Source organism: Lysinibacillus sp. UBA6686, assembly GCF_002455205.1.
GTDB classification, from domain to species: domain Bacteria; phylum Bacillota; class Bacilli; order Bacillales_A; family Planococcaceae; genus Lysinibacillus; species Lysinibacillus pakistanensis.
In genome coordinates, this window is the sequence record NZ_DKJS01000006.1 from 28,763 (window position 1) to 40,336 (window position 11,574).

The following is an 11,574-nucleotide window of genomic DNA, read 5'->3' on the forward strand; positions in this document are numbered from 1 at the left end:
GCCCCGTGCACATGAACTAATGAATAGAAAATATTTTTACAACCAAAATGTACCTACTCCGTCTAATATTTGAAAGGGTGTGGAGGATGCTTGAACAAGAAAGAAAGCCAGTAGAAATTGAAAGCAATTTAAGTAGAGAGGAGAGGCTTGAATGGTTAATGAAGGAATACGGAGATCAAGTTGCTCGTTTAGCTTTTACCTATATGAAGCAGAAGCAATTATCAGAGGATATTGCCCAAGAGGTTTTTATAAAGTGCTACGAGAACTTAGACAGCTTTCGAAATGAATCTTCTTATAAAACATGGTTATATCGTATTACAGTGAACTTATGTAAAGACAAATTAAGAAGTTGGTCTTTTAGACATATTATACTTACAGAATTTTTCTCAAAAACAAAAAGTACTAATAAATCACCTGAAATGGAGTTGGTTGGACTAGAGAATAAGCAACTAATTGCTGAAAAGATTCTTTCCTTACCAGTGAAATATAGAGAGGTTATTATTTTATATTATTACGAAGAAATGTCATATAACCAAATATCGACTTTATTAGATGTAAGGTTACAAACGATTAAATCCAGACTGCATAGAGCTCGCCTTTTGTTAAAAAAGTCACTTGAAGGGGGCAAAATTAATGGATGACGTATTTAAAAAAATTGTACAGACAATGAATGAAACTGTTTTAAAGGACATCAATTTTAATGAGAAGAATCAAGAAAATGTTCGTCAGACTATACACAAAAGAAACAAGAAGTCGTTTCATGTAAAACACAAGCTAAATTATTTTTTACCTACCGTCATAACCCTTCTATTTTTCTTAGGAACAAGCTATTTCATTATAAACGAGTTGAAAATTCTATCAAGGGAAGAAAAAATCACAGGTTTAAATAAAAATAATGAGGCCATTCTCCAAGAGCCTAAAATCGATCCACACCTATATACACCTCCTGAACAAAAAGAATCTTATAAAGAGATGACAAAGAAGGATGTTGTTGCAAAGCTTTTAAATACTGTGGATTATTTTCACACTGCATCTGGGAAATTTGAGGAGTATTCACTATTTTATGATGACTCTGTCAGTACATCTATTATTGAGTATAAATTAAGTTTAAAAAATGAAATTGGTGGATACGAGAAAGTAACAACTCTATTTGATGAAAAGGTGATGGGGTTTAAGGAAAGTATTCAAGAATATATTTATAATAATGAAAAGCTTTGGTCTAAAGAAAGTTTAAATAAAACATACCAAGTACAAGATTATCAATCGGAACCAATACGTGAAGTGGTTACTCCAGAGGAAGCATTTAGTATTAAGCTGAAAGATGTAGATAAAGAAAACACCAAGTTTAGGGAACGACCACAAATTGCCGCTTCAGGCATATCTTTGTTCCCCTATGAAATAACCTCTAGTTATTTAAGAACTATGGAGCATTGGGAGATTGAAAAACAAAATGAAGAATTGTTAGGCCATAATACTATTGTTTTATTCGGGAAAATAGATGAACAAGTTGTAGAGAGAATGAAAATGAAAGGAACAACTGATACATTTCGCTTTTGGGTGGACAAAGATACTGGAATCCTAATGAAATATGAAACGTATGATAAGGATGGTAAACTTACTAGTTATCTTCATCCTGAACGTTTGGATGTAAATATACCGATTGATCCGCAGACATTTGTGCCAAACTTAGATGGCTATCACCTACCTATAAATACGCGGAAAAAAGTAAATATTGACCCAAGAGAAGTAGATATAGAAGTTGTAGACTATGCAGACGATATTAAGGAAGATACCGAGGATGTATTAGATCTACTTCGGAAGGACATACCATTCCTGTATGAATTTACGCATTCCAAGCTTTCATTATTCTCAGCTGGCTATGAAAAATATAAAACTTATAAACAAGCATATCTTACTTATATTTTCGAAAATGAAAGTCAGGTTATCTATGTACGTGCCTATCATAAAGATTCCGTAATACGAACTTTAAGTGATTTTAATAGGGAAAAGGGAGAGCAACTTGAAAAATTTACTTTAAACGGCATTGAGTGGTCAGGTTATGAAATAACAGATCTTTTAGGCGCTCATTTTATAGGCATGAAAGGTGATTATAAATATGAGGTTGTTAGCCAGGACATTTCTCTTCAAGATACTAAGGAATTATTAAAATCTTTTAAATCTAATAATGACCACAAAAAACAATAATAATTTTTTCCTCATCAATATGAAGAACTAAGGCCAAAACCTTAGTTCTCCATCTCAATGTTTTGAATAGTTGTCAAATGAAAATTAATGCCATGCCGTACGCTCACTTACTGGCTGTTTGATATCTGTTTTTCCTTGTGCTTCGGCAAAGTTGTTCACTTGTGCTGAAGCTGCATCGATTTCAAACTCGGAACCAAATTCCTCCTGCTGCTGACGGTTTTGGTTTGCTTGTAATTTCTTTGCGTATTGCGTTGTATTGGTTTGCTTTGTTTTCATATTTGACTACCATCCTTCATTGATTTTTTGAAAAGTCATGATCATTTGTTTGGCGACTTTTCATCTAAAGTTTGCACTAGCAAATGCATTTTTATTTATAAACAACGAAGATTTATCATCAATATATTAAAGCCTGAAATGCTGTTACATTTCAGGCTTAATAGGCTCTTTATAAACATGTTCTCGATTACGTCCTTCTTGCTTTGGCACAATATAAAGCCGTATCAGCTTTATGGTTTCTAAAGCATATAGGAACGAATCTCATTAGCTATCGCTTCCAAGAACTTCTTAATAAATCAAAATTCCCTTGTCAAGAACTGACTTGTTTTGCACTTGATTCCCTAAAATGTATAGCCTTTTCAAATTAGGTAGGTTCACTAAAGGTTCTATATTTGTAATAGCATTATTTTCCAAATGAAGCATCTCAATTTGTTGCCAATTTTCCATAAAACTTATCGATTGTAGTGAACTATCCTGCATTGTGAATGAACGAAGTGCTGAAAAACCAGCAAAATAAGGCATAACCTTATCAACTTCATGCAACCAGTCACCATTACCTATTCGGAAGGATCCATCATTCAATGTTAAATGTTCCAGTATGTTGTTGTTAAAAGGATTATTACTATTAAATTGAAACGTACACTCATTACAATTTAACGTTTTTACATGCTGTAAATTAAATAACTCCCTCGTTTCATCGAAAAAATATGTCTCATTAAAATTTAACGTTTGTAGATTTGGTAGACGGTTTAATGCACTAATACCTTTAAAATCTCCACTCTCCATCGCGGTAAGCTGTTCTAGCTGTGGGTATTTTAATAATTCTGCTCCATTAAAATACGACTCCGATCCTCTAATATAAACCGTTAAGTTTTTTAAAGTAGGTGCCTCTAACTTAGGTATGAAAGAACTTGTTAATTCCGCTTTTTTTAAATGAGGAGCTACAATCGATGATACATCGCCACTATAACCAATTATCGATAAATCAGTCAGTGAAGTCAGGCTGTTCACAATATCAAGTAATTCTAATTTATAAAGAGAAGATAAACGTAATTTAGTCAATGACGATTTATCTCTAAGGCGTTCTAAATTCGTAATATCCATATTTTCAAGATCAAGGGATTGCAGGTTGGGCATATTTTGTATAAAATCAATCGTTTTTAAATTTCTTACAGATGTAAGCTTCAATTCTTGTAGTTGATTTAGTGAATAGAACGAGCTAAAATCTGTCGCCTCACTCATATCTATTGCTAATGACTCCAAACCTGTTAATGAAGCCAACCACTTTAAATCATTGGTAGAACTTAAAGACAATGATTTTAATGATAGTTGATTCAGCAGATGGAAGTCTGTAACCGTCTCATTCAAATAAGAAATCTCAAGTGATCGAAGATTGGGAAACTTTAATAATAATGCAAGTTCATCATTACTTCGAATTTGGACAGAGAGCTCTACAACGCTAGACTTATCACTAAAATAGTCGGCAATTCTACTAAATGATTCATTAAAGCTGCCTGTATAGCTTTTTAAGTTTTTCAGATGTCGGAAGCTTACTTTTTCACTCTGCGATATCTCATAATTATTCATGAACTTCAATACAGTCAGTCCTGTAAAGGCTTCAAAGTCTTTTTGTTCGATTTTTTGTGTATTTAATACCTTATCCATAATGATATAGGTAGAAATTTCAGCCTGCTTATTCGTAAAAGGATCATCAAAGCTGTAATCAAAATGCCACTGATAATCAGTATAATAGGTAGTTAAATAGCGAATACTTGCCAATTCTTCTTTAGTGGGCATCGCTTCACCTTTATTAAAAATATCTTTTAAAAAGAACAAAAGAACTTCGCTTTCCGGCATTGATCGAACAGGTATTTTATCATGGTTACCATATTCTGTTTGATTATTATTCAAAAGAAAATACCCTAAGAATGCACAAATCAATACGATTGGTATAATTAGAAGCGCTTTTAAATTTGGACGTGTGTTTGTTTTTGGAGGAGGTGTTCCATAATAATTATTGATCGTCTGGTCAACATAATAGACATTATTCTCCTTCAACATTAATTCAGTTTCACAAAAAGGGCATTTGAATGGCTGCCCTTCTTTATATTCTATTTTTCCATTACAATTTGGACAATTTAATTTAATAAGTCCCATTGGCTTCCCCCCTAGTCAACCTTTTTTGTATAGCCAATAAATTGTCCTTAGCCAGCTCAATTCTCATCCCACAAATATGTTTTGGTTAACCTATACCGGTTCAATATAAAATTCCCTTTTCCCTCGCTTCCTTCAGCCATATTGGGAACTCATTTAGGAGACGGTTATATAATTCTTCATCTGATATTTTATCTAAATCATCTAAAGCAAAAAAATCAGCATTATCAATAAATCGTCCTGGTAAATCATCTAATTTTTGAAGAACCCCATAATTCGCATTTCCTAGCCCAATAAACTGCCAGAAAAGATTTTGTTTAGAGGCATCCACTAATATTTTTGCAATCTCTTTATCTTTATAAATTCCACCATCACTGAAAAATATTATATATGCTGGTATGTCTTTTCTAGGTTCATTTTTAACATAGTGATGGATAATATCCTTCATAACAGGTGGCTCATTATTTCCTATACCTAGACCACCGAACGTTTTGGGTATAGGATACGTTTGTTTAATATAATCCTCAAAATCTCTTTCTGTTACACTTCTCGTTTTCATAAATTTAGACCCAAAGAACCAAACATCTAATTCGCCATTATCGTCCATACAGGCAGCAACGGCCAACACACGTTCAAAAGCACGTTGAATGGTCCCATTTCTGTATAGATGTGTCATAGACCCCGATGCATCAAAAACAACTGCTACACGTGATTTCTCTAATGCGATTTTCTTCTTTTCTAATGAAATTGAAACTTTTCTTTTCAGTAAATCAATTTTTGTTAAATTAACTTCTTGAACAGGTTCACTGTGAGGAACAGATGAAGTTTCAGGTACTTCAGGCTCTTCAATCTCTACACCGTACGATTCAGCTAATGGCTTTAACCCGCCATTAAATCCTCTGCCAATCGCTCGAAATTTAAATTTTGATTGGTGTCGATATACTTCTGCAAGAACTAATGCTTTTTCTTCAGTAGCATCATCGATTTGATAACAAACTTCCCCATGTGTTCCCTTTACTATGATACTTAACCCTTGAACTGAATCAAATGTTGAGTTTCCTTCCAATGTCGCTGTAAAGAAACACTGCTGTATAGTCGGTGAAAGCTTCTCTAGCTGAATAGTAAAAACCACTTTATTCATATCATTCGCTTTCAACCAAACACTTCGCTCTGGATCTGTTTCTTGGTTATAAAATATCATGTAATCATCTGATGGAACTTTGCCATCAGCAGCTACCAAAAAAGAACTAACATCTAAGACAGATGTAGAGTTCCATTGTACTTCCACTGTGACAATACCACTCTCTGAAAGAACCGTATTACCACCTTTTTGTAAAGAAACAATGTTAGCCATATCAAAACCCCTTTATACAATTAAATAGAACAGAAAATACGTAGAATTTTTATTTTTCCGTATAGTTAGTGACTTTAGAATAGATGAATCTAGCACAGAAATATATTTATATTTAAGAAAATTATAACATTTAAAATAGAAAATGTTCGAGTGCTAATTCACCTACATAAATCGGCCCAAACGAACAAAAGCCATCTACCCAAAAAATGGATAGATGACCGTTCTCTTGTACAAAAGAGCACTTTTTTATGTTAGATTCACCACAATATATCTAAGTGAATTACATCTAAAAAACAACTACAATACTTCCTTAATTCCAATTTTCCAACAAGTTTGATATACATACACCATAAGATGAGCCATTATTACGTGAATCACACACACTAATCCAAGTAGATTTATTCAGACTCAGTACTGCCAGTGTTTATTGCACCTTTAGGCTCCACCAACATGATATGACATTCCTTTTCAGCGAAAGGCTTTTGATCGACTCCTCCTGGAACAATAAACATCTCCCCCTTGGAAATTTTCACCTGACCATCACGAAAAGCCATGAACATTTCTCCTTCGATTACAATGAATACCTTATCCGCTCCCTCATGGTTGTGCCAGATAAAATCCCCATCAATCTTAATCAACTTAAATAGAAAATCATTTATTTCACCAACGACTTTCGGTGACCAAAGCTCGTTGATTTGAGATAACTCCTCATTCAGATTAATAGCTTGATAATGCATATTCATCTCTCCTTATTTTTTGATCTTTATGATGCCTTTTCGACTTTTAGAATTTATGTAAGGCATTTGTTATATTTTGTAAAGCGTATTCGATGGCTAATGGACCACCAGTAATAGCAGAACTATCCATTGAATAGATATTACCTTTCTTTACGGCATTCAGATTATTCCATACATTACTTTGTTTTAAGTCATTCATTAGTTCTTCCTTCTTCGTAATGTCACCTATAAGGAAAATATGATCTGCTTGAACAGTTGAAATTCCTTCAAACGAAGTAAATTCATTATTAGTACCTTTAAATGTATCATCTGGTGTAAGCCCCAGTCCCATTTCTTTATCAAAAGCAAGTGTATAAACAGGGTTTTCTTCACCTAGAACATTAAAAGTTTTTCCATCCCAAGACAATATAAGTGCTATTGACTCCCCTTGAATCGACTTTAATGCTTCACGTCCAGTTGTAATTTCTTTCATCATTTTATCAATTACATTTTCTGCTTCGTCTTCTTTTCCAAGAATCTCGGCTACTGTACGAAGTCCATATTGCCAATTTTCATAGATGTCCTTGAAATTTAATGTAATGACTGGTGCCACTTTTTCTAGTGAATCATACAATTTTTCATGATGTTCTGTTGCTAAAATATAATCAGGCTTGGTAGATAAAATTTTTTCAATACTAGGAGACAATTTATCGCCTAATTCTTCTACTGAATCCAATTTTCCCTGTAAATAAGCTAAAGAAGATAAATACTCTTTTTCAGTAGTGGCAGCAGGTGGCTCACCTAATGCAACTAATATTTCAGGGTAAAAATACCATAGTGAAACTATTTTTTCTGGTTTTTCCTCAATAACAATTTCTTTACCTAAGGCATCCTTAAATGTTCTAGGCCAATCCTTTGCATCTACATTAATTGCTTCTGTAGTTGAATCTTTATTTTTAGCAGGCGTTTCATTACAACCAGCTAGTATGCCTGCGAATAGTAGCATGGAGATTAGCAGACCTTTAATCTTTAGCATACGAAATTCCTCCACCATTTTATTTTCTTTGGTATGCCATTAGTATAGTAAAGGTATTTTTTGAATAGAATAGATGCTTGTTGAAATTAACATGGATTATTGATGAACTTCTCTCGGTGTTCACTGGGGGAAATACCTAATTGTTTCTTGAACACTCTACTAAAATAAAAGGGGTCAGCAATTCCAACCGTTTGGGCAATTTCTTGCACAGGCGCATCACTTGTAAGTAGCATTTCTTGCGCCATGTTTATACGATATTTTAATAAGTATTCTGCAGGTCCCATCCCTGCATATCTTCTAAATACATAAGAAAGTCGATTTCGATTAACATTATTTTGTTCTGCAAGAGAGGCTATTGTAAGGCTTTGATAATAATTTTCATGAATATAATTAGATATCCGTTCGAATAGAGCATGTGATTCACAGCTATTTTGCCTATTAGCAACACATAATAAGGCTTCATTCAATACATCACGAAAAAGCATTTCGGTCTGAAACATTGAAATGCCTCCGCGCTGATTATAGACGTGCCAAATACGCATAATTAATTCGATTAGACGAGGAGATTGTCCTGTTAATAATTCAAAATGCTGATGAGAAAAGCTTGACTCTTCTAGTTCTAACTTACATATCCTATATTGAACAAGAATATATTCCCAATTGATACTACCGAAATTTTCTTGATCTAGCTTCATATTTGCACCCCCATGCACAACTTTTCCTGGTGAAAAGATATAAGGCGTGCCATTAAATTGAAATTGTATCTTTCCTGCGATTGGAAATACAAATCCAGGAAAGGAATCTGTATAATCAGCGTAGGGAACACCTGAACTTTTAGAATATCTATATACTCCTTCTACTTGAAAAGGAGTATGTGCTAAATGCTCTGCTAGCTGTTGAACGTCGACTTTCACATTGCATACCTCATTTCAATAATAGTGAATCAATCAAAAATCTGCTGATAGAATACGGAAAGATAAGGCATAAGGACTCTTGTCTATTTTCACCTTATCGATAATGATTATCATTGTCAATATAGACGAATCAGAACTACTGGTTTAATGAAAAATTACAAGCTGTTTATGGTTATGCATGTATAACAATACAAAATGAAGAATTAAGGGAAAATTAAAAGGCATGAATCCGATACAATATCGAACTCATACCCAAATTTCTGGCTAATGGAATACCATGTCTAACAATTGAAGGGAATTTCACTTGGAAGTGTGGTTTAAATATGTTGTAATTATATTTTATTTTTCTTTTGATAAAAAATCTTTCTTGTAATGCATACATTGTAAGTTATAAAGATTATCGACTAAAGTTTATCTATTTCCACTGACATAAATAACATGCCGATGAATCGTTCTATAACTCTTTTCATGAAACCTTCAGCTGCTTTACTTAAATATTTGTCGTTACGATAAAAGATATCAAGCTCTCTCGTTGGCGCATTTTCAATTGGTATGGATCGAATACCTAGCAATTGGAAGTTTTCAATAAGTTGCTAGGGTGAATTGTAGCACCAATGTCTTTTTGAACGAGCTGAAATAATGAGGTTTCCGTAACACTATAAATCGTTAACCCCTGTCTTTATCGATTAAGCCACGACCTCATTTCTCTTGAGGATACAGATATATCTATCAACTCTTCTGGTTTGATGCTCTTCCTCTGAGATAAGTCATGATTTTTATTCATAAATAAACTGTACCTCTCCGTATAGAATAGAATACGCTCTAAATAAGGATTTGCTTCTATCTTTAACCAATGCCAATATCAAATTGTAAATATTCAAAATTACTGTGCTGCTTTATCAACCTCGTATTGATAATTCATTCCCTTATTATTCGTTTTCGCATATTCAATGATATTTTCTAATTTTTCAGCTACTACTTTTTCTTTGCTCACACTTAGGTAGTTTGCTGCACTTGGTAAATCTGTAAAGTGGAACAATTTCCAGCCCATGATTCCTTTGGCTGTTTCATCATTATTAAATTTTACAGTTACTGCATTTTCAACTGCAATCCAGTTATTTAAGCGTGGCGCTGTGGCACTATAATCACGAACATATTTATTAGTAAATGCTATACCATTTGCATGTTCTTGATGATACATACATCCAATTCTACAAAAATAATGAGTATTTCCTTCTTGGTCAATCGCTTTGGCAGAATACACTTTATTTGGGTCAGTGTTATGAAGATCCATACGACATACTTCACAGTGTACACCCGTTTGTGTTACTTCTGTAAATTCTGAGATTCCGTCGATAGTAATTGTTTTTACGGATTTATTCCCCGCTTTGTCCTCAGCATAAATTGTATACACACCATTTTTTAGTGCGATAATTTTATCTTTTTGATTCGCATTTTGTAATGGCGCTTTTCTTGAACCTTTATCAACGAAGTATTCTACACCTTTATCTCCATATGCCCATTTTAGATCTTGAATCCCAGTATCATCAGTAGTTGAAACTTGTATTTTTTTACTTACTGCTGTTGTATCACTTTCAGGTATTGAAAGTGTTATTCCTGGTGCCGTTTTATCAATATTTGATATTGTAATTGATTTAGTTCTTTTATTACCATTATTGTCTAAAGCATAAACTGTGTATGTTCCATTTTTACTTACTGTAAATGAGTTATCTGTTAAGGTTGTCCCTGCAGTTGAAAATTTATTTGCTGGCTTTGTACCAATTGCCCATTTTTTCAAGGTCACTTTCTTATTATCTGTAATATCTACATTAACTGTTACATTTGTATTTGTTGGCTCGGTTGTGCTCGCATTTAATACAATACTTGGTGCTTCTTTTTTATATTTTTCCTGGGCACTAGTCTCAATTGTATTTAAATTAACCTTTTTTAAGGTTATGTTGTTTTTTGTTTTATAAGCTTTAATATATTTATCTGCATCTGCTTCTTTTGAAAAATAAATATTTTTTGAAGCATTAGTTTTAACAATCGTTACTGAATCTAACGCAACCCATTTTTTTGTACTATAATCCTGTACTTTTTTTGTAAATGTAACCCCTTCATTTAATTCATCATATAACAATGAAAATACATTCTTATAATAAACTACTTCTCCATTTTTAATAGCTTGGACATCTGTAGTGGCTGCAAATACAATTGAATTTTGATTACTATTCAAAAATGCTACTAAAATTACAAATATAAGAAATCCAAACTGTAAATATTTTTTCATTTTTTATATTTCCTTTCTAAATGTGTTTTTAACTATATCTATTGATATTTCTGAACACTCTCTTTTTGAACAGTTTTAAATGGGACAATTTCTGTACCTGAATGTTTAGCAATATAATCCTTCGCATCAGCTGCTTTAGCAAAATATATATAACCATCGTCCATTGGTGAAACTAGCGATGTTTTAACATACGTCGCCTTTTCAGCTTGAACCCACTTTAATGTTTTGTAATCACGAACATACTTTTTATTGGTTGTTTTATTTTTCACCTCATCGTATAAAAGGCAACCGATGTCATCGTAATAAACCACTTTACCTTTCTTTTTAATTGCTTGTGCAGAAAAAACACCCATTTTATCTTTTTTTTGGTACACAACCATATTACAAAATGCACAATTTGTATTATCAGGTACATCTTTTTCTAAACTTGATTGAGCTGCCTCGGCATTCATTTTGTGTTTATTACCTATAAGATCTACAGAAATAATACTTAACAATATAAATCCTAATACGAATAGTTTTTTCAATGTTTACAATCTCCTTTCAATTTCCAATAATACGGCACAGATGTGAAATAAGTTGAAAGTAACTGTGAAATAATTGAAAAATTTATCAAAAACAGGAATCGG

The 11,574-nt window shown here is 33.0% G+C and carries 10 protein-coding genes; 2 read left to right on the forward strand and 8 right to left on the reverse strand.

What is annotated here, in order from left to right:
• The first annotated feature begins 86 nt into the window (after window positions 1-86).
• Both B2R82_RS01435 and B2R82_RS01440 read left to right on the forward strand, forming a co-directional pair.
• Window positions 87-641: a sigma-70 family RNA polymerase sigma factor gene (locus B2R82_RS01435; protein ID WP_286923180.1), complete on the forward strand. Its 555-nt coding sequence runs from the start codon at window positions 87-89 to the stop codon at window positions 639-641.
• Window positions 634-2,205 carry a hypothetical protein gene (locus tag B2R82_RS01440; RefSeq protein ID WP_286923181.1) on the forward strand — a complete coding sequence of 524 codons (1,572 nt, stop codon included), beginning with the start codon at window positions 634-636 and terminating at the stop codon, window positions 2,203-2,205. The genes B2R82_RS01435 and B2R82_RS01440 overlap by 8 nt, the downstream gene beginning before the upstream one ends.
• Window positions 2,206-2,289: 84 nt before the next feature.
• Here B2R82_RS01440 and B2R82_RS01445 read toward each other — a convergent pair whose 3' ends face one another.
• From B2R82_RS01445 to B2R82_RS01480, 8 genes are all read right to left on the reverse strand, one after another.
• Window positions 2,290-2,481 carry a hypothetical protein gene (locus B2R82_RS01445; RefSeq protein WP_286923182.1) on the reverse strand — a complete coding sequence of 64 codons (192 nt, stop codon included), beginning with the start codon at window positions 2,479-2,481 and terminating at the stop codon, window positions 2,290-2,292.
• A gap of 288 nt (window positions 2,482-2,769) precedes the next feature.
• Window positions 2,770-4,638: a leucine-rich repeat domain-containing protein gene (locus B2R82_RS01450; RefSeq protein WP_286923183.1), complete on the reverse strand. Its 1,869-nt coding sequence runs from the start codon at window positions 4,636-4,638 to the stop codon at window positions 2,770-2,772.
• Window positions 4,639-4,738: 100 nt separating this feature from the next.
• Window positions 4,739-5,989 (reverse strand): vWA domain-containing protein, encoded by a 1,251-nt coding sequence (locus B2R82_RS01455; RefSeq protein WP_286923184.1) that lies wholly within the window; start codon window positions 5,987-5,989, stop codon window positions 4,739-4,741.
• Window positions 5,990-6,387: 398 nt separating this feature from the next.
• A complete protein-coding gene (locus B2R82_RS01460; RefSeq protein WP_286923185.1) occupies window positions 6,388-6,726 on the reverse strand; it encodes a cupin domain-containing protein in 339 nt (112 codons plus the stop codon).
• Window positions 6,727-6,772: 46 nt separating this feature from the next.
• Complete coding sequence (locus B2R82_RS01465; protein ID WP_286923186.1) at window positions 6,773-7,741, reverse strand: iron-siderophore ABC transporter substrate-binding protein; 969 nt, start codon at window positions 7,739-7,741, stop codon at window positions 6,773-6,775.
• Between the two features lie 86 nt (window positions 7,742-7,827).
• Window positions 7,828-8,655: a helix-turn-helix transcriptional regulator gene (locus B2R82_RS01470; protein ID WP_286923187.1), complete on the reverse strand. Its 828-nt coding sequence runs from the start codon at window positions 8,653-8,655 to the stop codon at window positions 7,828-7,830.
• Between the two features lie 883 nt (window positions 8,656-9,538).
• On the reverse strand, window positions 9,539-10,945 hold the full coding sequence (locus B2R82_RS01475) for a nitrous oxide reductase accessory protein NosL (RefSeq protein WP_286923188.1): 1,407 nt from the start codon (window positions 10,943-10,945) through the stop codon (window positions 9,539-9,541).
• A gap of 38 nt (window positions 10,946-10,983) precedes the next feature.
• Window positions 10,984-11,472: a nitrous oxide reductase accessory protein NosL gene (locus B2R82_RS01480; RefSeq protein WP_283870176.1), complete on the reverse strand. Its 489-nt coding sequence runs from the start codon at window positions 11,470-11,472 to the stop codon at window positions 10,984-10,986.
• Between the last annotated feature and the right edge of the window lie 102 nt (window positions 11,473-11,574).

Coding starts and splice junctions, on each gene's coding strand:
- B2R82_RS01435 (WP_286923180.1), top strand. CDS start 87: ATGCTTGAACAAGAAAGAAAGCCAGTAGAAATTGAAAGCAATTTAAGT.
- B2R82_RS01440 (WP_286923181.1), top strand. CDS start 634: ATGGATGACGTATTTAAAAAAATTGTACAGACAATGAATGAAACTGTT.
- B2R82_RS01445 (WP_286923182.1), bottom strand. CDS start 2,481: ATGAAAACAAAGCAAACCAATACAACGCAATACGCAAAGAAATTACAA.
- B2R82_RS01450 (WP_286923183.1), bottom strand. CDS start 4,638: ATGGGACTTATTAAATTAAATTGTCCAAATTGTAATGGAAAAATAGAA.
- B2R82_RS01455 (WP_286923184.1), bottom strand. CDS start 5,989: ATGGCTAACATTGTTTCTTTACAAAAAGGTGGTAATACGGTTCTTTCA.
- B2R82_RS01460 (WP_286923185.1), bottom strand. CDS start 6,726: ATGCATTATCAAGCTATTAATCTGAATGAGGAGTTATCTCAAATCAAC.
- B2R82_RS01465 (WP_286923186.1), bottom strand. CDS start 7,741: ATGCTAAAGATTAAAGGTCTGCTAATCTCCATGCTACTATTCGCAGGC.
- B2R82_RS01475 (WP_286923188.1), bottom strand. CDS start 10,945: ATGAAAAAATATTTACAGTTTGGATTTCTTATATTTGTAATTTTAGTA.